Annotated in this window: 22 protein-coding genes; 18 read left to right on the top strand and 4 right to left on the bottom strand. The window is 69.2% G+C overall.

Features of this window, described 5'->3' with window-relative positions:
- Nucleotides 1-125 precede the first annotated feature (125 nt).
- Nucleotides 126-875 carry a GntR family transcriptional regulator gene (locus IEV96_RS09540; RefSeq protein WP_229733201.1) on the top strand — a complete coding sequence of 250 codons (750 nt, stop codon included), beginning with the start codon at nucleotides 126-128 and terminating at the stop codon, nucleotides 873-875.
- Between the two features lie 5 nt (nucleotides 876-880).
- Here IEV96_RS09540 and IEV96_RS09535 read toward each other — a convergent pair whose 3' ends face one another.
- Both IEV96_RS09535 and IEV96_RS09530 read right to left on the bottom strand, forming a co-directional pair.
- Entirely contained in the window at nucleotides 881-1,759 is an 879-nt protein-coding gene (locus IEV96_RS09535; protein ID WP_188510385.1) for an EamA family transporter, read from the bottom strand.
- A gap of 186 nt (nucleotides 1,760-1,945) precedes the next feature.
- Nucleotides 1,946-2,569, bottom strand: coding sequence for a dihydrofolate reductase family protein (locus IEV96_RS09530; RefSeq protein ID WP_229733200.1), 624 nt, complete (start codon nucleotides 2,567-2,569; stop codon nucleotides 1,946-1,948).
- 199 nt (nucleotides 2,570-2,768) lie between these two features.
- On the opposite strand from IEV96_RS09530, the gene IEV96_RS09525 reads away from it, so the two are divergent.
- The 6 genes from IEV96_RS09525 to IEV96_RS09500 all read left to right on the top strand — a co-directional run bounded on the left by IEV96_RS09525 (nucleotide 2,769) and on the right by IEV96_RS09500 (nucleotide 7,696).
- Nucleotides 2,769-3,557 (top strand): ferritin-like domain-containing protein, encoded by a 789-nt coding sequence (locus IEV96_RS09525; RefSeq protein ID WP_188510383.1) that lies wholly within the window; start codon nucleotides 2,769-2,771, stop codon nucleotides 3,555-3,557.
- Nucleotides 3,554-4,627: a DNA glycosylase AlkZ-like family protein gene (locus tag IEV96_RS09520; RefSeq protein ID WP_188510382.1), complete on the top strand. Its 1,074-nt coding sequence runs from the start codon at nucleotides 3,554-3,556 to the stop codon at nucleotides 4,625-4,627. Before IEV96_RS09525 ends, IEV96_RS09520 begins: the two co-directional genes overlap by 4 nt.
- A gap of 58 nt (nucleotides 4,628-4,685) precedes the next feature.
- Entirely contained in the window at nucleotides 4,686-5,174 is a 489-nt protein-coding gene (locus IEV96_RS09515; protein ID WP_188510381.1) for a histidine kinase, read from the top strand.
- An 81-nt stretch (nucleotides 5,175-5,255) separates the two neighbouring features.
- Nucleotides 5,256-6,101, top strand: coding sequence for a DUF4097 family beta strand repeat-containing protein (locus IEV96_RS09510; protein ID WP_188510380.1), 846 nt, complete (start codon nucleotides 5,256-5,258; stop codon nucleotides 6,099-6,101).
- A 39-nt stretch (nucleotides 6,102-6,140) separates the two neighbouring features.
- The gene (locus IEV96_RS09505) at nucleotides 6,141-6,938 is read left to right on the top strand and encodes an ABC transporter ATP-binding protein (RefSeq protein ID WP_188510379.1); all 798 of its coding nucleotides are present in this window, start codon (nucleotides 6,141-6,143) and stop codon (nucleotides 6,936-6,938) included.
- Nucleotides 6,935-7,696: an ABC transporter permease gene (locus tag IEV96_RS09500; RefSeq protein WP_188510378.1), complete on the top strand. Its 762-nt coding sequence runs from the start codon at nucleotides 6,935-6,937 to the stop codon at nucleotides 7,694-7,696. Before IEV96_RS09505 ends, IEV96_RS09500 begins: the two co-directional genes overlap by 4 nt.
- 51 nt (nucleotides 7,697-7,747) lie before the next feature.
- Here IEV96_RS09500 and IEV96_RS16800 read toward each other — a convergent pair whose 3' ends face one another.
- Nucleotides 7,748-8,578, bottom strand: a complete 831-nt coding sequence (locus tag IEV96_RS16800) for a universal stress protein (protein ID WP_308419477.1) — start codon at nucleotides 8,576-8,578, stop codon at nucleotides 7,748-7,750.
- 167 nt (nucleotides 8,579-8,745) lie between these two features.
- On the opposite strand from IEV96_RS16800, the gene IEV96_RS09490 reads away from it, so the two are divergent.
- The 9 genes from IEV96_RS09490 to IEV96_RS09450 all read left to right on the top strand — a co-directional run bounded on the left by IEV96_RS09490 (nucleotide 8,746) and on the right by IEV96_RS09450 (nucleotide 18,468).
- On the top strand, nucleotides 8,746-9,609 hold the full coding sequence (locus tag IEV96_RS09490; RefSeq protein WP_188510376.1) for a universal stress protein: 864 nt from the start codon (nucleotides 8,746-8,748) through the stop codon (nucleotides 9,607-9,609).
- A 90-nt stretch (nucleotides 9,610-9,699) separates the two neighbouring features.
- On the top strand, nucleotides 9,700-10,104 hold the full coding sequence (locus IEV96_RS09485; protein ID WP_188510375.1) for a DUF7882 family protein: 405 nt from the start codon (nucleotides 9,700-9,702) through the stop codon (nucleotides 10,102-10,104).
- Nucleotides 10,105-10,222: 118 nt separating this feature from the next.
- Nucleotides 10,223-11,062: an SDR family oxidoreductase gene (locus IEV96_RS09480; RefSeq protein ID WP_188510374.1), complete on the top strand. Its 840-nt coding sequence runs from the start codon at nucleotides 10,223-10,225 to the stop codon at nucleotides 11,060-11,062.
- A gap of 49 nt (nucleotides 11,063-11,111) precedes the next feature.
- Nucleotides 11,112-11,687 carry an RNA polymerase sigma factor gene (locus IEV96_RS09475; protein WP_188510373.1) on the top strand — a complete coding sequence of 192 codons (576 nt, stop codon included), beginning with the start codon at nucleotides 11,112-11,114 and terminating at the stop codon, nucleotides 11,685-11,687.
- The gene (locus IEV96_RS09470) at nucleotides 11,684-12,637 is read left to right on the top strand and encodes a CU044_5270 family protein (RefSeq protein ID WP_188510372.1); all 954 of its coding nucleotides are present in this window, start codon (nucleotides 11,684-11,686) and stop codon (nucleotides 12,635-12,637) included. The genes IEV96_RS09475 and IEV96_RS09470 overlap by 4 nt, the downstream gene beginning before the upstream one ends.
- Nucleotides 12,634-13,557, top strand: a complete 924-nt coding sequence (gene bla / locus IEV96_RS09465) for a class A beta-lactamase (protein ID WP_188510371.1) — start codon at nucleotides 12,634-12,636, stop codon at nucleotides 13,555-13,557. The genes IEV96_RS09470 and bla overlap by 4 nt, the downstream gene beginning before the upstream one ends.
- Before the next feature lie 53 nt (nucleotides 13,558-13,610).
- A complete protein-coding gene (locus tag IEV96_RS09460; protein ID WP_188510370.1) occupies nucleotides 13,611-16,184 on the top strand; it encodes a transglycosylase domain-containing protein in 2,574 nt (857 codons plus the stop codon).
- A gap of 95 nt (nucleotides 16,185-16,279) precedes the next feature.
- The gene (locus IEV96_RS09455; protein WP_229733198.1) at nucleotides 16,280-17,059 is read left to right on the top strand and encodes an alpha/beta fold hydrolase; all 780 of its coding nucleotides are present in this window, start codon (nucleotides 16,280-16,282) and stop codon (nucleotides 17,057-17,059) included.
- Nucleotides 17,056-18,468 (top strand): sensor domain-containing diguanylate cyclase, encoded by a 1,413-nt coding sequence (locus tag IEV96_RS09450; protein WP_188510368.1) that lies wholly within the window; start codon nucleotides 17,056-17,058, stop codon nucleotides 18,466-18,468. The genes IEV96_RS09455 and IEV96_RS09450 overlap by 4 nt, the downstream gene beginning before the upstream one ends.
- Nucleotides 18,469-18,485: 17 nt before the next feature.
- Here the strand turns inward: IEV96_RS09450 and IEV96_RS09445 are convergent, their stop codons facing one another.
- Nucleotides 18,486-19,964, bottom strand: a complete 1,479-nt coding sequence (locus IEV96_RS09445) for an MFS transporter (RefSeq protein WP_188510367.1) — start codon at nucleotides 19,962-19,964, stop codon at nucleotides 18,486-18,488.
- Nucleotides 19,965-20,082: 118 nt separating this feature from the next.
- Between IEV96_RS09445 and IEV96_RS09440 the strand changes: the two genes are divergently transcribed.
- Together IEV96_RS09440 and IEV96_RS09435 are read left to right on the top strand one after the other, a co-directional pair.
- Complete coding sequence (locus IEV96_RS09440) at nucleotides 20,083-20,703, top strand: TetR/AcrR family transcriptional regulator (RefSeq protein WP_229733196.1); 621 nt, start codon at nucleotides 20,083-20,085, stop codon at nucleotides 20,701-20,703.
- A 58-nt stretch (nucleotides 20,704-20,761) separates the two neighbouring features.
- Nucleotides 20,762-21,139 carry a DUF2255 family protein gene (locus IEV96_RS09435; RefSeq protein WP_188510366.1) on the top strand — a complete coding sequence of 126 codons (378 nt, stop codon included), beginning with the start codon at nucleotides 20,762-20,764 and terminating at the stop codon, nucleotides 21,137-21,139.
- Nucleotides 21,140-21,172 lie beyond the last annotated feature (33 nt).

Genomic DNA, 21,172 nt, shown 5'->3' with positions numbered 1-21,172 from the left:
CTCGACCTAGCCATACTTGTATACCTATCTTGCCCAGTGTTTAGGACTTGTTCACCTACGTGGCCGGGAGGAAGACACGGCGGGCCGCGACCGTCCCGAATCGCCGTTCCCAGTAGGGTGCCTACGTGGCTGACGTTATGTACAAGCAGATAGCCGACGATTTGCGGTCGGCGATCCAGACGGGCCGCCTGCGCCCTGGCGACGACGTGCCGTCGGAGAGCGAACTCGCCGAACGGTGGAACACGTCGCGCGGCCCGATCCGCAACGCCTTCGCGGCGCTGCGTGCCGAAGGGCTCATCGAGACCACGCGCGGCCGGCCGGGTCGGGTGATCGAACGCAAGGTGCACCAGGCGGTCGACGTTTCCATACCGTTCACCAAGTGGGCGCTCGACATCGGCGCGAAGCCCGGAGCGGTCACCCAGCACGTGAGCCTGCGCCGCTCCGACAGCGAACAGGCGGCGCTGCTCGGCATCGCCGAAGGCGACCAGGTGGTCGAGGTGCTGCGGCTGCGCTCGCTCGACGACCGACCGACGATGGTCGAGCGTCTCACCTACATCGAACCCGTCGGCAGGAACCTGTTCGACGTCGACCTCGACGCGGTCTCGATCACCCAGTTCCTCGAGTCGCGCGGCTGGATGTCCGCCGAGGTTGACCACGAGATCGACGCAGTGGCCGCGGACGAGACGGACGCTTCGCTTCTCGGGCTGGCGCCGGGCGCGCCCATCCTGCGCCTGCGCAGAATCACCAGGCACACGGACGGGCGCACCATAGAGGCCTCGGATGATCGCTACCGCAGCGACATCGTGCGGTTCACCGTCTCGGCCTCAGGCCGTCACCCCGAAGGCGACCACTTCATCCGGCCGCTCGGTCGCTGAACCGGTCACCACGCGAGCAGCAGCACTCCGCCGACGACCACGACCGACGCCGCGACGCGGCGCACGGCCGAGCCCTCGCGCAGCACCACGACGCCGAAGAGCGAGACCAGCACCACGCTCACCTCGCGGAGGGGCGCCACCAGCGCGACCGGCGCCATGGTCACGGCCGTCAGCACGAGGATGTACGACAGCGGCGACAGCACACCGAAGGCGAGGATGCGCGGCCAGTGCGCCCGGCCGACGGCGAGCATCTCGGCGCGGCGACGGTAGACGCGTGGCGCGTAGAGGAATACCTCGACCACGGTGCATCCGACCATAAATGCCACGGGCGACAGGTCCCAGGTGCGCAGCGCGTGCGCGTCCCAGATCGTGTACGTCGCGATGGCGGCACCGGTCAGCACCCCGAAGACGATACTCGGATCGAGCCGGCGCCGCACACCGGGCACGGGCTCGGCGCGGTCGATGAGCCCGGTGGCGACCACGCCGACGACGATCACCGTGATGCCTAGCACGGCGGCCAGGCCGACGTGCTCGCCGAGCAGCACGACGGCGAGAAACGAACTCAGCGCGGGACCGGTACCGCGGGCCGTCGCGTACACGGTCGACAGCCGGCCCCGCGCGTACCCCTGCTGCAGCACCAGCATGTAGGCGACGTGCAGCACACCCGAGACCCCGGCGCCGATCGCGAAGCCGGTGACGAGATCGGGCCCGCTCTGGCCGAGGCCCCCGGTCAGGGGGATGACGGGCGCCCAGATGGCGGTGCTCGCGAGGGCACCCCACCACAAAAACGGAACACCGACCCGGCTGACGCCGTGGGCGAGCACGTTCCACGCCGCGTGGCAGACGGCAGCGGACAAAACGAGGACGAAAGCGAGAACAGACACGGGGACCTTCCTGCTCGCGCGTGGGCGCGACACAGTGGTCCTCCAGGCTTCTATCCCTTGAGATGACGGCGCCCGATGGCGGACAACCGTGGCGCCGCTCGAACCAGACGGACTGTGTGTCCCGGAACCCTAGGCGCTATCGGGGGCGAGCCTAGCAGGCCCGGGCAAACGCGCTGCGTCGCGGCTTCACTCCGTCATGTCGCCGGTCTCGGGTGCGCCACCCGCCCAGCCGTAGCGCAACAGCACCGCGCCCTTCTCCGACGGCGCCGGCGGAGCGAGCAGCCTGAGGGTCGCGGGCGGTCCGTCGGCGGGGAAGAGCCGTTTGCCGGCGCCGACGACGATCGGGTACACCCACAGGTTCAGCTCGTCGAACAGGCCCTCCGCGATGAGGGTGCGGGCGAAATCGACGCTGCCGATGACATGGATGCTGCGGTGGCGGTCGCGCAGGTCCGACACCGCTGCGGCGAGGTCGGGTGCGAGAAGGTGCGAGTCGCGCCAGGGGAGTTCGGGCGTGCCCCGCGACGCGACGTACTTCGGGATCGAGTCGAACGCCCGTGCGATCTCCGAGTCGGAGCCCTCGAGCTGACCCGGCCAGTAGCCGGCGAAAATGTCGTAGGTGCGTCGACCGAGCAGCAGGGCGTCGGCCTGCCGGATGCCCTCCATGACCTGCGCGCCGTCCGTCTCTGCGATGAGCGGTGCCTGCCAGCCGCCGAACGCGAACCCGCCGGACGTGTCTTCGTCGGGGCCGCCGGGCGCCTGCGCGACACCGTCGAGCGTGGTGAACAGGTCGATGTGGATGCTGCCGGGCACGGGCGTCTCCTCTGCGTCGAGGTCAGGTGAGCCGCGGCATCCGCACCGCGTCTGCCACATGGTTGCAAAGGGCGACGCGCCCTGTCAACGGAGTTCTGAACTTCTCTTCGCGACCTCCTCAGAACTATTCGAGCATCATTCGCAGTGATGACGCGCGCGGGTGATCCGCGGCTTAGAGTCGAGAACGACGGGAGGCCGAGTGACATCGTTTGACGACTGGGTCGTGCACTTTGAAGCCAACGACGAGCGCCATCGCGCGACGGAGCCGCTCATCGACTGGAAGGCTCCCGCGAGCATGAACAGCCGCACGCGGCGCGCGTTCGTGCGCTCGTTGCAACGTTTCGAACTCGGTGAGAGCGGCGATGGTGCACACCTGCTCGACCTGGCTGAGACCGCAGGGGACCCCGCGTACACGGCGGCGCTGATCCTTCTCGTGCGGGAGGAACAAAAGCACTCCGCGCTGTTCGGCCGTGCCCTCGAGCGTCTCGACGCCGTGCGGCTCGAGTCGCACTGGAGCGACGCCGCCTTCACCGGCCTGCGCCGCATGCTCGGCCTGCGCACCGAGATCGGGCTGTTCCTGATCGCGGAGAGCGTCGCGATGGGGTACTTCGTCGCTCTCGCGGAACGTGCTCCCGACCCCGTTCTGCGAGCGGTGGGTCGACGCATCGCCGATGACGAGCGCGACCACATACGTTTCCAGATCGACCGGTTGCGGGTCGGATTCCGGGGCACACCGGCGCCCGTGCGGGCGCTCGTCGGCGTCGTGTGGGGTGTGGTTGCGGCGGGAGCGGCGACGGTTGTGGTTGTCGACCACGGCGCGGCACTGCGCGCGTGTGACGTCTCGCCCCGCGCATACTGGGGGCGGGCGATGCGGAGCTTCCGCGTGGCGGCGCGCTCGGTTCTCAAGGATCCGGATGCGACGTTGGTCGGTCCGGCCCGGCGCGCGTCTATACAGGGCGTCGCCCGCCCGGTATCTTCGCGAGCGTGACGCACCAGCTCACGCGCGACCAGGCCCGGCGCATCGTGGTGCGCGCCCAACTGCTCGATGCCGAGCGGTCGACCGATGTCGTCGGAGTCGCCGAGGAACTGGGCGCGATCAAGATCGACCCGACTGCCACGATCGCGCCCGCGGAGCACACCATCCTCTGGTCGCGGCTCGGCTCGGCCTACGACCCCTCCGTGTTGCGGAAGGCGGTGGAGACCGACCGGCTGTTGTTCGAGTTCGAGGGTGCGTTTCGGCCGGTGAGCCTGCTGCCGCTCATGCTGCCGGCGATGCGGCGCTGGCCGACCCACCCGCGCAGCCGGGAATGGCTCGACGGCAACGACCGGTTTCGTAACGAGGTGCTGGCCCGGCTGCGGGCGGAGGGGCCGCTGCTCGCCTCGGACATCCCCGACACCGCTCAGATCGCCCGCCCTCCCGACGGCTGGTCGGGGCCGAACCAAGTGGTCCCCATGCTCGACTTCCTGCAGCAGCAGGGCGAGGTGGCGGTCGCCGGACGGGAGGGGCGTCACCGGCGCTGGGACCTCGCCGAACGCGTGTACCCGGCCGACCTTCCGGAATACGAGCACGATGAGGCCGCGCGGCTGCTGAACGAGCGCCGACTGCAGGCAGCCGGCATCGCCCGGCAGAAGTCGCCGTGGACTCCCGTGGGGGAGGCAGGCGAGCCCGCGACGATCGACGGGATTCGCCAGAAGTGGCGGGTCGACCCGCAGGCCCTCGCGGCGGTCGAGCGGGACGACGGCGGGCGCGTGGCGTTCCTGAACCCGTACGACGGCTTGCTGTTCGACCGGCCGCGACTGCGCGACCTGTTCGAGTTCGACTACGTGCTGGAACAGTTCAAGCCGAAACCGCAGCGCAGGTACGGCTACTTCGCGCACCCGATCCTGATGGGGGACAGGTTCGTCGGCATGCTCGAGGCGGAGGTGGACCGCAAGAACGAACTGTTGGTGGTGGCCGCGGTGCACGAGCTGCTGCCTTTCGACTCGGAAGAAGACGAGATGGTGCGAGCCGAGATCGTGGATCTCGCCGAGTGGCTGGGCGTCGACGTAGCCGACTGACATCGTTCTGACACCATTAGTGGTTGACATGACACCACTGTGGTGTCACTATGGTGCAATGGAACTCGGACAGTACGTAAACGATCTGCAGCGACAGCTGGTGGATGCCGCGGCGAACGGCGCAGAGGACACTCGCGTCGCCGCCGAACGGCTTGCCGCCGGACTGGATGCCGCGACTCGGCTCGTGCTGCTCGATGCCCTCTCGGCGGCGGTCGGCGAGATCACGCGGGACCTGGCGCCCGGATCGGTCGACCTGCGGCTGCGCGGGCGAGAGGTCGAGTTCGTCGTCTCGCAGCCCGGCTCCGATTCCGAGTCAGACGACGCGCCCGCCGCGCCAGTCGACCTCGACGACGCCAGCACCTCGCGCACAACGCTCCGACTGCCCGACGCTCTCAAGGTGCGGGTCGACGAGGCGGCGGCCGCCGACGGGTTGTCGGTCAACTCCTGGCTCGTGCGCGCCATCGCGTCGGCGCTGCAACCCAAGCAACGCCGATCCGCCCAGCGCGCGGTGCGCTCGGGCGACAATTTCGCCGGCTGGGCGCGCTAGACCGCCCGGTCGCGCAGCATCCATCAGCCCCGCGCACCCGCGGGGCCCACCGAACACGCCCATAGGAAGGGACGCTTCAGCATGCCCATTTTCACCACCCCCAGCCCGATCGACCTCGCCGTCAACCTGCCGGTCGGTCTCCTCGAGATCGTTGCCAGCGACCGCGGCGACACCGTAGTGACCGTGTCGCCCACCAGCCCGACGAAGGCCGCCGACCGGCGCGGCGCCGAAGAGACCACGGTCGACTTCGACGGCAACCGGGTCACCGTCACGGGGCCAAAGCCCCGCTTCGCCATCATCGGCCCGTCCGAGTCCGTCGACGTCAAGGTCGAGCTGCCCACGGGCTCCCGGCTCACCGCGGAGGTATCGCTCGGCGGCCTGAGCACCGTCGGTACCCTCGGCGCCACCCGGATCAAGAGTTCGATGGGCCCGGTCGATCTCGACGCCGTCGGCGACCTGTGGCTGCGCGCCTCGCACGGCAACGTGACCGTCGGTGCCGCCGACGGCGACATCGAGATCACCGCCGACCACGGCCAGATCCGGGTCGGCTCGATCACCGGCGACTCGAACCTGAAGGCGTCGCACGGCAGCATCCAGGTCGGAGAGTCCGGCGGCGAACTGGAGGCGAAGCTCTCCTACGGAGACCTCGAGATCACGAGGGCGCTCGCCTCCGTGACCGCGAAGACCGCGTACGGCGCCATCAAGCTGCACGAAGTGTCGGGCGGTTCCATCCAGGTGGAGAGCGGCCACGGCCAGGCGACCATCGGCATTCGGCCCGGCGTCCCGGCCTGGCTCGACCTGTCGTCCAAAGACGGTCGAGTTCGCAACCAGCTCGACGGCGACCGCGCCCCCGACGAGTCGGAGCCCGCCGTCGCGGTGCGGGCGCGTACCCAGTTCGGCGATATCACCATCCAACGGGCCCGGTAGCCCGGGACATCCGAAAAAAAGAAGAAGGGAACGAGACAGATGACAACCGAACGCGATCGCGAACCGGCGATCCGAGTGCAGAACCTTCAGAAGTCCTTCAAGGAGTTGCACGTGCTTCGCGGCGTCGACTTCGACGTGGCGCCCGGCAGCATCTTTGCCCTGCTCGGCTCGAACGGGGCCGGCAAAACCACGATCGTGCGCATCCTGTCGACGCTGCTCCGGGCGGACGCCGGAACGGCGACGGTCAACGGGTTCGACGTCGCCGCCGACGCGCTCAACGTGCGCGAGTCCATCAGTCTGACCGGCCAGTTCGCGGCGGTCGACGAGATCCTCTCCGGTCGGGAGAACCTGGTTCTGGTCGCGAAACTGCGGCATCTGAAGAACCCGGGCGAGGTGGCGGACGAGTTGCTGACGCGCTTCACCCTGACGGATGCCGCCTCCCGGAAGGTGTCGACGTATTCGGGCGGCATGCGCCGCCGCCTCGACATCGCGATGAGCCTCATCGGCCAGCCGAAGGTGATCTTCCTCGACGAGCCGACGACCGGCCTCGACCCCGAAGCGCGGCTCGAGGTCTGGCAGGTCGTCAAGGAGCTCGCCGGCCGGGGCACCACCGTCCTCCTCACCACCCAGTACCTCGACGAGGCCGAACAGCTCGCCGACCGCATCGCCATCCTCCACGAGGGCCGCATCATCGCCAACGGCACCCTCGCCGAACTGAAGCAACTCCTGCCACCCGCAAAGGTCGAGTACGTCGAGAAGCAGCCGAGCCTGGAGGACATCTTCCTCGCTTTGGTCGGTACCGGCGCCAAGGCCGAAACCAGAAAGGACAAGTCATGAGCACCCACTTCTTCCCCGACACGGCCGTCTTGCTGGGCCGCTCGATGCGCCACATCACCCGCAGCGTCGACACGATCATCACCACAGCGGTCACACCGGTCGCCCTGCTGCTGCTGTTCGTCTTCGTGTTCGGGGGAGCGATCGACACCGGCAGCGAGAGCTACGTGAACTACCTGCTGCCCGGCATCATGCTGATCGCGATCGCCTCGGGGATCGCGTACACCGCCGCCCGCCTGTTCAACGACATGCAGAGCGGCATCTTCGAGCGGTTCCACTCGATGCCGATCGCCCGGTCGTCGGTGCTGTGGGCGCACGTCGTGACGTCGCTGTTCGCGAACGCCCTCTCGCTCGTGCTCATCGTGCTGGTGGCCTTGGCGATCGGGTTCCGCACCTCGGCAAGCCTCGGAGCGTGGCTCGCGGTGCTGGGCATCCTGATGCTGTTCACGCTGGCGCTCACCTGGCTCGCGGTGATCGCCGGGCTCTCGGCGAAGACGATCGACGGCGCGAGTGCCTTCTCGTACCCGCTGATCTTCCTGCCGTTCATCAGCTCGGCGTTCGTCCCCACCGAGACCATGCCGGGGCCGGTGCGGGCCTTCGCCGAGAACCAGCCGGTGACCTCGATCGTGAACACCATCCAGGACCTGTTCGCCGGGCGCCCGGTGAGCGGGGACATCTGGGTGGCCCTCGCCTGGTGCGTCGGGATCCTCGTCGTCGCCTACGGGTTCGCGATGTTCGTCTACCGGCGCAAGCTCGCTTGAGCCCGCACGACGTTCCCCGACCGGTCACGGTCGGGGATCGTTGCGTTCGGCCTACGGCTCGCCACCGGCCTTGGGGTCCCGGGGTCTGACCACGAGCACCGGACAGTGGGCGTGGCGGGTGCACTGCTCGCTCACCGAACCGAGCAGCAGGCTGGAGAACCCGCCGTGCCCGCGGGATCCGACGACCAGCATCAGCGCGCCGGGCGAGGCGGCGATGAGCACGGCGGCGGGCTGTCCGAACTTGGCCTTGAACCGGAACGTGACGCCTGGGTGTGCGGTCACGAGGTCGGCCACGTCGCGTTCGAGGATGCGCGCCACTTTGGCCGAGGCCTCGTCGAACGACGCGACGTAGCCGCCGGACACGAGCGTGCCGTGCGGGGCCGTGTCGATGGTCCAGGCCCGCACGACGAGCAGTGTCGCACCCAGCCGTTCGGCCAGCCGCAGCGCGAGTTCGAACGCCGACTCTCCGCCGTGCGATCCGTCATGACCGACGACGATCGTGTTTGCGAGGTCGGGGTCTGGAGGGTGTGAGTGCGTCTGCATGTCCACAGCGTGCACCGTCGCGCGTTCTCCGGGCAGGGCCGAAGGTCCCATGCCGTCGGCGCCGCTGGTGGCGCGCGGCGCAGACCGTTCAAGCCGGACCCCCACGACGGCGGCCTGCGCGCGGCGGGCGACGCCGAGCTTGCAGAACAACCCGGACACGTAGTTCTTCACGGTCTTCTCCGCGAGACCGAGCTCGTCGGCCATCTCCCGGTTCGTCATTCCGGTCGAGATGAGCCTCAGCAGCTGGCGCTCCCGCAGCGTGAGGTGGAGTTCGAGGGTGGCGTCGCGGGGGAGCAGCGCGGTGTCGTTACCGGCCAGGCGATCCCGTGTCTCTCCCACCGTTCCAACCCGTTCGCGGTCGACGCGGCGATGCTGCCAGCTGCGATGCCGCGTGCGTGTCGCTCGACGTCCCGTGGGACTTTCGGCCCTGCCGCACATCCTCGCGGACCAGCAGCATTGTCCTGGCGTTGGACCGATTATCGTCCGCGCGGAGACAGGGAGCAATCGTGTCCGAGAAACTGATGGTCGGCGTTGACAATCGGGGGATCAGCGAGTCGGTTCTCGGCTGGTTGAGGGAACGGGGACGCGCGCCGGAGGCCGACCTCGCGGTCGAGATCGTCACGGTGGCCGAGCTCGGCTGGATACCGGTGAACACCGCGGAGGTCGAGTACCGCAAGGCCTACGAACACGCGCTCTGGCAGGCGGGGGAGACGCTCGTCGCCGCGCTCCCCGGGGTGCCGATCGAGACCACGATGCTGTGGGGATCGCCGTCGGAGGAGCTCGTCGAGGTATCGGAGCGCGCGGATCTGCTGGTCTTGGGGAGCGACAAGACCGGTGTCGTCGTCGGATTCGTCTCGGGCACGTTGCCCCTGCGCGTCGTCACCCACAGCGCCTGCCCGGTCGTCGTCGTACCCGCGGGTTGGAGAGCGAGCGGTCAGGGCGTGGTCGCGGGTGTGGCGCTCGAGCCCTCCGACTTCGCGGTGACGGAGTTCGCCGCACGGGAGGCCGCGCGTTCGCGGGTCGAGCTGCAGCTGGTGCACGCGCTGCCGATCCCGCAGGCCCTGCTCACCTCCGACCTCATCGCTCCCGTCACACGCGACGACGTGCGGGAAGCCGCCGACACGGCGCTGAAACTGTCGGTCGACGAGCTGCTCGTGCGCTACCCGCAGCTGTCGATTTCGGCGCACACCGCCGACACCCGGGCGGCGCTGGCGCTCACGGTCGAGGCCAAGAGCGCGGACCTCGTCGTCGTCGGAACCCATGGTCGCGGATTCCTGCGCCGGCTCGTGCTCGGCTCGGTCAGCCACGACCTGCTGCTGAACACGCCCTGCCCGGTGGCGGTGGTGCACAACCGAGAGTCGCACCGTTAGCGCGCTGCGGAGGCGGGGGCGTAGGCTGAAGGAGTTCCGTAGCCCAGACCCCGCCGCGAGTGCACACCGAATTCTGGCGGAAGGCACACAATGGGCACGTTTTACTATGGTGACGCTCGGTATCCGATCAAGCTCGACGACCGCACGCTCGCACATCTGAAGATCGTCATCCTCACCAAGCTCAGACGAAACGAGTGCTTCGCATTCTCGTGGGCGAAGAAATCGATCGACGGCAGCGGGCACGGGACCGTCTGGATCCACCCCGCTCTCGCTTTCCACTTCGAGTTCCTGGGAAGCAAAGAGATCCCGATCAACCTGGCCTGGCTCGAATCCATGAGCGAATGCGCGAACCGTGCCCTGGGTCTGTCGATCGGGGACGAGCCGCGGCCGCCGGCCGCGGAGGGTGACGTGGACGCGGCCCCGCGGAAGGCTGATCCGAGAGCGGACAAGGAGCCCATCCCGGAGCTTCTGCCACAGGATGCCGTCTTCGCCTGAGGAGACCGCTCCTGCGCTCGGTCCCGTATTTCAGCATTGCGATGTTGTCGAGCCCTCGCGTCCACGAATCCCACCGTTGTGTACTGGGGCTGACGCACTACGACCCAAGGAGACCGCAATGTCGCAACCAGCCCAGCAGCAGGACGCCCCCGGCACCACAGAGGCGATGACGCCCGTGCCCGATCACGGCGAAGAGTCGTACCGGGGTTCGGGCAAGCTCACCGGCAAGGCCACGATCATCACCGGCGCGGACAGCGGCATCGGCCGGGCGGTGGCGATCGCGTTCGCCCGGGAGGGCGCGGACGTGCTGATCAGCTACCTCGAGGAGGACGATGACGCCGAGGCCACGCGCCTCCTCGTGGAGGAGGCCGGCCGCACCGCGGTCCTCGTGCGCGGCGACATTTCCGACCCCGCCCACTGCCGCAAGATCGTTGCGACGGCGGTCGAGAAATTCGGCCGCCTCGACGTGCTCGTGCACAACGCGGCGTTTCAGCGCACGCACGCCGAACTCGACGAGATCGGCGACGACGAGTGGGACTACACCCTCGCCACGAACCTCAGCGCCTACTTCCACCTGGCGAAGGCGGCGAGCGCTCACATGACGAGCGGCTCGTCGATCATCGCCACATCGTCGATCCAGGCCGACAGCCCGTCGCCCGAGCTGCTGCCGTACGCGGCGACGAAGGCGGCGATCACGAACATGACCGCGTCACTCTCGCAGTTGCTCGGGCCGAAGGGCATCCGCGCCAACGTCGTGGCGCCCGGACCGATCTGGACGCCGCTCATCCCGTCGACGATGCTGCCCGAGAAGGTGGAGAGTTTCGGCGACGACACCCCGCTCGGCCGTGCCGGGCAGCCGGCCGAGGTCGCTCCGGCCTTCGTGCTGCTCGCCTCCGACGAGGCCAGCTACATGTCCGGTGCGGTCATCGCCGTGACGGGCGGCAAGCCGCTTCTCTAAAAATCTGCACACCGGATGAACCTTCCGGGCGGTGCCGGACAATACAGGTATGCCCACCGAGACGACCGACGCTGAGTACTGGCGGGTGGCTCTCACGGGTGACGGCGAGAGTTTCGCCGCCGTGTTCGACCGGCACCAGCACCGGGTGTTCCGGCACAGCCTCGCCCTCGTGCCCGGCTTCGACGACGCGAAAGACGTCGTCGCGGTCGCCTTTCTCGAGGCGTGGCGCAAGCGGGCGAGCGTGCGGTTCGTCGACGGTTCGCTGCTGCCGTGGCTGCTGGTCACCGCGACCCACGCCGCCCAGAACATCACCCGGTCGGCCAGGCGCTACCGCGACCTGCTCGACCGGGTGCCGCCCTCCGACGACGTTCGGGACCCCGCCGAGGTGCTCGACGACGGGCCGGCGGTCGCCGCCCTCGGCTCCCTGTCGCAGCACCACCGGCTGGTCGTGACGCTGTGCATCATCGAGGGGCTCACCGTGGCCGAGGCCGCGCGGGTACTCGGCGTTCCGGCCGGCACCGTGAAGTCGCGCCTGCACTTCGCCAAAAAGGCCCTCGCCGACCATCTCGCGGCACACCGACCCGCCATGACACTGACCGAATCTCTCGAAGGGACCCACCGATGAGCGACCCGAGACTGCGCCCCGAGCAGGTGAACGCGATGCGCTTCATGCTCGTCTCCGCCGCCGAGAGGTCGGCGAAGCCGGACCGTGCGCCGCGTATCGTGCGCCGCGTCGGGTTCGGCGCCCTCGCTGCCGGGGCCCTCGCCGCGGTCGTCGCGGCGGTCACCGTCGTCGTGCCCGCGGGAAGGCCGGCCGACCCCTCCGCCGGAGCGTCGACCATGCTGAGGGAGGCCGCCAAGGCCACCGACGACCCCGAGGTGGGAGACGGGCAGTTCCTCAGGCTGGCCACCAGCGCCTCCTACCTCGCGCTCACCACGGTCGACGGCCGGGTCGAGACGACGATCGGCTACCTCGAATCCCAGCTGCGCGAGGTCTACCTGCCCGCAGACGAGACCGGGCGGCCGGTCGCGCAGACCACCTACGTCGAGCCGACGGTCTTCTTCGGCGACGGCGCCCAGGAGTTCGCCGCCCGCGAGTGGAGCGGCCAGTCCGACGTGGTCGCCGTGCCCGTGTCGCAGCAGGCCGACGCGACCCGGCCGGTCGAAGACCAGTCGGCCATGCCGCGCGACCCCGCGGCCCTGCTCGCCTACCTCACCGAGTTCCGCTACCAGGCCGGCTCGAGTGACGAGAACGTCTTCGCCCACGTCGTCGACCTGCTGCGGGCCGGCAACGTCAAGTCCGACCTGCGGGCGGCCCTCTACGAGGCCCTCGCGCTTATGCCCTCCGTCGTCATCACCGAGCAGCAGGCCTCGCTCGACGGCCGGGTCGGAACCGCCATTGGGCTCCAGGGCACCGAGGGCGACACACGACAGGAGATCATCATCGACCCGACCACCGGCGAATACATCGGGGTGCGCCTCGTCACGATCAGCGGCTTCGGCGAGATCCCCCCGGGCACGCCGCTCGAATACACGGCCCTCAGCACCTCGGTCGTGAACCAGGTGCCGCGATGACCCGGGCCGGACGCGCCCCGCTGGTCGCCGTCGCCGTGGCGGTCGCCGTTCTGGTCGCCGGGTGTTCGAATCCGGATGACACGGCCACCCCATCGACGGCCCCCACCGAGTCGACGCCGGCACCCACGCCGACGGTCGCCCCCTACGACGCGGACTTCGCCGCGCTCGAGCAGTCGTTCGGCGCGCGTCTCGGCGTATACGCCGTCGACACCGGCACCGGGCGCGAGATCGCCTACCGCGCGGACGAACGGTTCGCCTACGCCTCGACGTTCAAGGCGCTCGCCGCGGCCGCGGTGCTGCAGCAGAACGACCTCGCCGACCTCGACCGCGTCGTGTCGTTCGCCGCCACCGACCTCATCACCTACTCGCCGGTCACCGAGAAGAACGTCGAGACGGGCATGACGCTCGGCGCGATCGCCGAGGCGGCCGTGCGGTACAGCGACAACACCGCGGGCAACCTGCTGCTCGACGAGCTCGGTGGCCCGGCCGGTCTCGCCGCCGCCCTCTCGGCGATCGGCGACGACGTGACGCAGCCGGTGCGCTGGGAGGCCGGACTCAACGACGCGGTACCGGGCGACCCGCGCGACACGACGTCGCCCCGCGCCTTCGCGACCGACCTGCGCGAGTTCGCCCTCGGCGATGCCCTGTCCGACGAGAAGCAGGCCGTGCTCGTCGACTGGATGACGGGCAACGCGACCGGATCCGCGCTCATCCGGGCCGGGGTTCCCGCCGACTGGGTCGTCGCCGACAAGTCCGGCAGCGGCGGGTACGGGGCGCGCAACAACATCGCGATCGTCTGGCCGCCCGACTCGGCGCCGATCGTCGTGGCGATCTTCTCGACCCGCGACTCCCCGGACGCCACCCGCGACGACGCCCTCATCGCCCAAGCCGCGACCGCCGTGGTCGGGGCCTTCGGGTAACCCGCAGCGCCAGCCCGCCAACACTCCACCCGTATCCCTGAAAGGGGTCTCCTTTGCGCGCCCAGAATCACCCTCCGCGCCGCCTGCTGAGCGGCCTGCTCGGCTTCACCGGGCTCTCGGTCGTCGCCGGCGTGCTCGTGGCCGTGCTCGTCACCCCGCTTGTCGCGGTGACGGGTGTCACCGCGACGAACACTGTCGGCATCTTCGACAGCCTGCCGGAGTTCATCGAGATCGGCGCCCAACCCCAGAAGAACGAGATCTTCGCTATCGAGGGCACCGACGCGGCGGGAGCGCCGGTCTACCGGCAGATCGCGCAGGTCTACGACCAGAACCGCGAGGAGGTGGCGTGGGAAGATGTGTCGCCGTTCCTCAAGCAGGCCGCCGTGGCCGGTGAAGACCGGCGGTTCTACGAGCACGGTGGGGTCGACCTGCAGGGCGTGGTGAGGGCGGCGGTCGGCAACGCGGCCGGCAGTTCGAAGAGCGGCGCCTCCACCCTGTCGATGCAGCTGGTGAAGAACATCTACATCCAGGACGCGCTGCGGGAGCCGACCGAGGAGGCCAGGACCGCGGGAGTGCGCGCCGCGCAGGCCGCCACGCTCGACCGCAAGCTGAAGGAGATGAAGCTCGCGATCGGGCTGGAGAAGCGTTACACGAAAGACCAGATCCTGCTCGGCTACCTGAACATCGCCGGCTTCGGCGGGAACAACTACGGCGTCGAGGCGGCGGCCCAGCGCTACTACGGGGTGTCGGCGCTCGACGTCTCGCTCGCCCAGGCCGCCAGCCTGATCGCGATCGTGCAGGGGCCGGGTGCGCGCGGCCTCGACGACCCGGCCGATCACGCGGCGAACCGCGAACGCCGCGACGTGATCCTGAAAAACATGTTCGTCGAGAGAATGATCGACCGGGCCCAGCTCGACGAGGCCCTCGCGATACCGGTCGACGCGACGACGGTCGTGCTCGCCCCTTACCGCAACGGCTGCATCGCGGCCGACCCGTACGCCACTTACTTCTGCGACTACGTCACTACCCTCGTGTCCGAGCTCGACGCGCTCGGCGCCTCCGCCGAGGAGCGCACGGCGAACTGGGTGCTCGGCGGGTACTCGCTCTACACGACGCTCGACCTGCGGCTGCAGACCGTGGCGCAGGACGCCGTCGCCAAGCAGGCGCCGGCTACCGAGGCACGGCTGGCGCTGGGCGCATCCGCGGTCTCGGTGCAACCGGGCACCGGACGCGTCCTCACGATGGCGCAGAACACGCGCTTCGACAACTCGGCGGCCGGCGGCGGACCGGGCACGACCAGCGTCAACTACAACACCGACCGGCAATACGGCGGATCGCGCGGCTTCCAGATCGGCTCGACCTACAAGGTCTTCACGCTCATCAACTGGCTGCAAAGCGGACACGGCCTGAACGAGGTCGTCGACGGCAACGGGCGCACGGTGCAGCAGGCCGCGTTCACCAACACCTGTGCGAACAGCGCGGATGGCGGCGGTATCGAAGACGGGCCGTTCGGCGGGCCGTGGCCGTTCAAGAACTCGTCGGGGGAGCGCGGAAACCGCACGGTGATGGATGCGACCGCGGCATCCATCAACGGAGCGTATGTCTCGATGGGACTCCAGCTCGACCAGTGCGAGACCAAGCGAATCGCGCAGGCCCTCGGTGTGCACCCCGCGAACAACGTCGACGATCCGTCGACGACCGACATCGTTGAGAACAAACTCGGGTCGAACCCGTCGGCGATCATCGGCACCAACGTGATCGCGCCGCTCACCATGGCGGCCGCCTATGCCGGCATCGCGAACCACGGTGTCTACTGCGCGCCGGTCGCCGTCGAGAACGTCACCGACAGGAACGGCACCGCGTTGCCGGGACAGGCTCGGTCGTGCGCCCCGGCGGTCTCGCCCGAGGTGGCGGCGACCACCGTGTTCGCGCTGGAGAACGCGATGAAGCGCTACGCCGGCAACCCGAAAGACGGCAGGCCGATCTTCGGCAAGACCGGCACCACCGACGACTTCGACCAGACCTGGCTGATGAGTTCGACGACGACGGTGACCACGGCCGTCTGGTTCGGCAACGTGAGCGGAAAGTACAACCTCACGCGGTACCCGGCCGGCATCAACAACCGTCACCTGATCGCCAAGCCGATCAACCTGGCGGCGAACGCGCTCTATCCACCGGGGGCGTTCGAGGCACCGGCCGCCGCGCTCGTGTCCGGCCGCGGGGTCACCCTGGCCGACTTCACGGGCGGCGCCGCCGACAACGCGAGATCGGTCGTCGAGGGGATGGGGCTCGTGTACGCCGACGGGGGCCAGGCCGATTCGACGCTTCCGGCCGGCGCCGTCGTGTCGACGTCCCCCGCACCCGGTGCCCTCGTCGCGCGGGGCACGACGGTCACCGTGGTCACGAGCAACAACGCGCTCGCCGTGGTGCCCGACGTGGCCGGCACATCCCTCGACGAGGCGGCGGCGCTCCTCGCCGGGGCGGGGTTCGCGGCCGTGACACCGTCGTGCGTGGCGGTCGGCCAGGGCGGTGCCGTCGGTACCGCGACGTCGAGCAATCCGGCCGCGGGGGTCACGGCGCGCAAGTCCGACGAAGTGCTCGTGGCAGTCGGTCGCTCGAACTGCTGAGGCGGGCGACCGGCGTCCGCTATTCTTAGCGATGATCCGGATCACCGGGGCGGACTAGGGGACGGGCGGTCGCGGTGCTGGGGGAGCAGGTAGACGTGGTGGCGCGCAACAACGTCACCGTCTCGGGCACGGGACGCCCGATCGTCTTCGCCCACGGTTTCGGCTGCAGCCAGGACATGTGGCGGTTCGTCGCGCCTGAGTTCGACGACCACCAGGTGGTGCTGTTCGACCACGTCGGCGCGGGCCGATCGGACCTCTCCGCCTACCGGCCAGGCAAGTACGACTCGCTCGAGGGATACGCCGGCGACGTCGTCGAGATCCTCGAGCAGCTCGACCTGAACGACGTCGTTCTCGTCGGCCACTCGGTCGGTTCCATCATCGGCCTGCTCGCCGCCAACCGCATCCCCTCCCGCATCGGGGCGCTGGTGCTGGTCGGTCCCTCGCCTCGCTACATCGACACCGACGACTACACCGGCGGCTTCTCGCAGGCCGACATCGACGCCCTGCTCGACGGGCTCGACGCCAACTACTTCGGCTGGGCGGAATCGATCGCGCCCGCGATGATGGGCGCCCCCGATCAGCCGGAGCTGAGCGACGAGCTCAGCGACAGCTTCTGCAGCACCGACCCGACGATCGCCCGACACTTCGCGCGCGTGACCTTCCTTTCGGACAACCGCGCCGACCTGCCTCGGGTCGGCGCGCCCACGTTGATCATCCAGTCGCGCGACGACGTGATCGCGCCGGTGGGCGTCGGCCGGTACGTCGCCGACCACGTACCGGACAGCGAACTCGTGATCCTGCCCGTGACCGGCCACTGCCCGCACCTCTCCGCACCCGCGCAGGTCGTCGCCGCGATCCGGAACTTCCTTCCGTGAGCCCCGCCGCGCGTGACGCGGGGTATTTCGAGGCGCTGTACCAGCAGGCCCCGTTCGGCTACGTGGTGACCGACAACGACGATGTCGTCGTGCGCGTCAACGAGACGCTGCTCGGCTGGGGCGGATTCGACGAGCAGCGGGTGCTCGGGCGACCGTTCCGCGACCTGCTCACACCCGGTTCGCAACTGCTCTATGAGACCAGGCACCTGCCCGTGCTGGGGCTGCAGGGCTTCGCACACGAGGTGTTCCTGCAGCTCGAGACCGCGACAGGGGCGCAACTCCCGGTCCTTATCAACGCGTCCAAGGTTCTCGACGCGGACGGTAGTGGGCACGAGGTGCGCATCGGTGTCCTGGACGCGTCGAACAGGGTGAGCTACGAGCGCGAACTGCTGACCACCAAGCGCAACGCCGAGAGTCTCGCGGCCCGCATCACGGTTCTGCAGAACGCCTCCGCCGCGTTCGCCGACAGCAACACCGAGGTGCAGATCGCGCGGAGCCTCTCATCGATCGTCGAGGACGCGCTCGTCGCGACGGCCGCGTGCGTCGCCGTGCCGCGTTCCGACCGCCGCCTCGAGGTGATCGCGGGCACGAATCTGCTCGACGGCCTCATCGTCAACGACACGCAGATTCTCGGATTCACCGTGCTCGAGTCGGAGCGCCCGGTCGTCGTCGGCACGACCGACGACGACCTCGGCCGCTACCCGTCGATCGTCGCCGCCATGAGGGAGGCCCGGGTGCAGACGCTGGCCGTGTTCCCGATCATGAGCGACACGACGCCCGTGGGCGTGATCGCCGTCTTCTTCGCCCGCGAACGCACCGTCGCCGACCACGAGGCCGACATGGTGCTCTCGCTCTCGCGGCAGGCGAGCCAGGTGATCACCCGGGTGCGGGCCCAGGAGCAGATCGCCCACGCGGCGCGGCACGACCCGCTGACGGGACTCGTCAACCGCGCATCACTGCGCGCGGCCATCGGCACCGCGCTGCTTCCCGACTCGAGGCCACCCGGCCCGCTGTCGGTGATGTTCGTCGACCTCGACGGGTTCAAGGCCGTCAACGACCGGCTCGGCCACAACGTGGGCGACGTCATCCTGCGCGAGGTGGCCGCACGACTCACATCGTCGGTCCGCTCGACAGACCTGGTCGGCAGGTACGGCGGAGACGAGTTCGTGGTCGTCTGCAGCGACACCGCCGGTGACGAGGCCGAGGCCGTCGCCGAGCGGATCCACTCGACCATGCGCGACGCGTTCGAGGCGGCCGAGGGGCTGCCGCTCAGCGCCAGCATCGGAATCGTCACGCACGGTTCATCCGAGGCCCCGGCCTCCGCCGACGACATCATCGGGGCGGCCGACCAGGCCATGTACGACTCGAAGCGGCTCGGCCGCGACCGCACGACGCACGCGCGCCTGTAGGGCCGCGGCCACCGCTGCTACTCGGCGTCGGCCGGGAAGTCGGCGACGCCGAGTTTCAGCGCCTGCTCGCGACGGTGTCGCATCGACGGTGCGGCCAGCGCGGCGAGGATCGCGATGACGGCCACCGCGGCGCAGACCCAGAAGCCGATCGTGAACGCGTCGTCGGTGGGCAGTCCCTGCGGGGTGCTGTGCGAGGAGATCAGCGCGGCGATGACGGCGGTGCCGATGCTGCTGCCGATGGTGCGCGCGATCGCGTTGACGCCGCTCGACTCGCCGGTCTGCTCGGCGGGCACGCTCTCGATTATGGCGTTCGACATGGCCGCGAAGGCAAGGCCGATGCCGGTTCCGGTGAGCAGACCGGATGCCACGACCTGCCACAGTTCACCGTGCGCGATCGCCGGCAGCACGAACGCCGCGGTGACCGCGAGTCCGCCGATCAGCATCGGCGGCTTCGGGCCGAACTTGCGCACCAGGATTCCGGCGACCGGGCCGAACACGACCATCATCAGCACCGTCGGCAGCAGGAAGATCCCGGCCTCCGAGACCGACTTGCCGAAGCCGTAGCCCGTCTCGGCCGGCAGCTGCAGCAGGGTGGGCACGATGACGAACGTTCCGAACATCGCGAATCCGAAGACGAGCGCCACCACGTTGGCGGTCCACACGCCGCGGATCTTCATCAGGCGCATGTCGATCAGGGGTTCCTTCACCCGCAGTTCGACGAACACGAACACGACGAGCGCGACGACCCCGAGGGCCAGCAGCACGATCGTTTTCCCGTCGCCCCAGCCCCACGCCTGTCCCTTGCTGACGGCGAGCAAAATCGACACGAGCGAGACGGTGAGGATGAACGCGCCGACGACGTCGAGGCGGCCCGGCTTGCGCACCGGAGATTCCGGCAGGCCGAAGATCACGCCGAGCAGCGCGATGACGACGAGCGCGAGCGGCAGCCAGAACAGCCAGTGCCACGACAGGTTCTCGATGATGGGGCCGGCCGCGACGATGCCGACGCCCGCACCGACGCCGAAGATGGCGGAGAGCAGGCCGATGGTCACGCCCACCTTCTCCCGGGGGAGCTCGTCGCGAACGATGCCGATCGACAGCGGCATCACGGCGCCGGCGGCACCCTGCAGCACGCGGGCGACGATGAGAACGCCGAGATTCGGCGCGAGGGCCGCCATCAGCGTCCCGACGAGCAGCAGCGCCAGCACCACGATGAGAATGCGGCGCTTGCCCAGCATGTCGCCGAGGCGGCCGAGGATCGGCGTCATCACCGAGGCCGACAGCAGGTAGGCGGTGAGGATCCAGCTGATGTCGCCGGTGGAGACGTCCAGGTCGTTGCCGATCGTGGTGAGTGCGGGCGCGACGAGCGACTGCAGCACGGCGAAGGCGAGTCCGCCCAGCGCCAGGTACAGCACGATGAGGTTGTTTTTGGTGCGGCCGTTCGGATGAACCGTGGGCAGCGAACCCGTGGGTGGGCTCTCGATCGTGTTCGACATGTGGGCTCCGAGCTGATGTAAACGGTTGATGACTTAGGAATGCTACCCCCATAAGTCAGCGACTGCTTACATCGCGCCGCATCGCCCTGTACCGTTGCAGTGCAACGAAAGGGCCACCATGACCAGCGGAACACCGGCGTTCACTGAGACTTCACCCGTCGCACGGTCCCGTGACGCCGACAACACCCGGCAGTCGCTGCTGCGGGCCGCACGGTATCGCTTCGCCCGGGACGGCTACGCCGCGACGAAGGTGCGCGACATCGCCGCCGACGCCGGGGTGAATATGGCCCTCATCAACCGGTACTTCACCTCGAAGGAGGGCCTGTTCGAGGCGTGCCTCGAGCGCGTCGACCAGGAGCTCGGCGGGCCGTCAACGCCCGACATGACGGTCGACAAGATCGTGCAGACCGTGCTGACCAAGGTCACCGCCTCGGCGAGCGACGACCAGCAGCTGCAACTACTGCTGCTCCTGCGCACCTCGGGCGACGAGCGGGCCGACGACATCAGACGCTCCATCCTCGGCTCGTTCACCGAGCGGCTGGCTGCGACTGCGGGATGGCGGGCGGGCGACGAGTCGACGGACCATCTGCTGCTGCGCGCCCAGGTCGTGATCGCGACGGCCCTCGGCATCGTGATGCTCCGGTCGTCGATCAAGCTCGAACCGCTGAGCGCCGCGTCCGAGGAGCAGCTGACCGGGCCGCTCGGCGACCTGCTCGCGACCCTGCTGCCCCGCCCGTAGGCGGCACCGGCACAAGCAGGCACTGGTCGCGACCGCCGCGTTGCGGTTGGATCGGGACATGACTGATTGGACAGACTCGGAGCTGAGCAGCATCGGCGGGGCCGAGGAGCTGCAGCTCTCCTCGCGCCGCGGCGACGGTACCCTGCGCCCGTACGTGACCATCTGGGTGGTGCGCGCGGGCGACGACATCATCGTGCGCTCGGCGTACGGCGTGGACAACCCGTGGTACCGGCGTGCGGTCGCGAGCGGGTCCGGCCGCATCCGCGCGGGCGGCGTCGAGCAAGACGTCACGTTCGGGCGGGTCGAACCCGACGCGCACCCCGGCATCGACGCGGCGTACCACGCCAAGTACGACCGCTACGGCCCCGGCATCGTCAACACGGTCGTGGGCGAGAAGGCCGTGTCATCCACGCTTCGCCTGCTGCCCGCGGACTAGCGCGACCCATCGGTTTGCGCCGTTCGGGGCACT

Source organism: Conyzicola nivalis, from assembly GCF_014639655.1.
GTDB classification, from domain to species: Bacteria; Actinomycetota; Actinomycetes; order Actinomycetales; family Microbacteriaceae; genus Conyzicola; species Conyzicola nivalis.
This window is presented reverse-complemented; position numbering and strand designations above follow the sequence as displayed.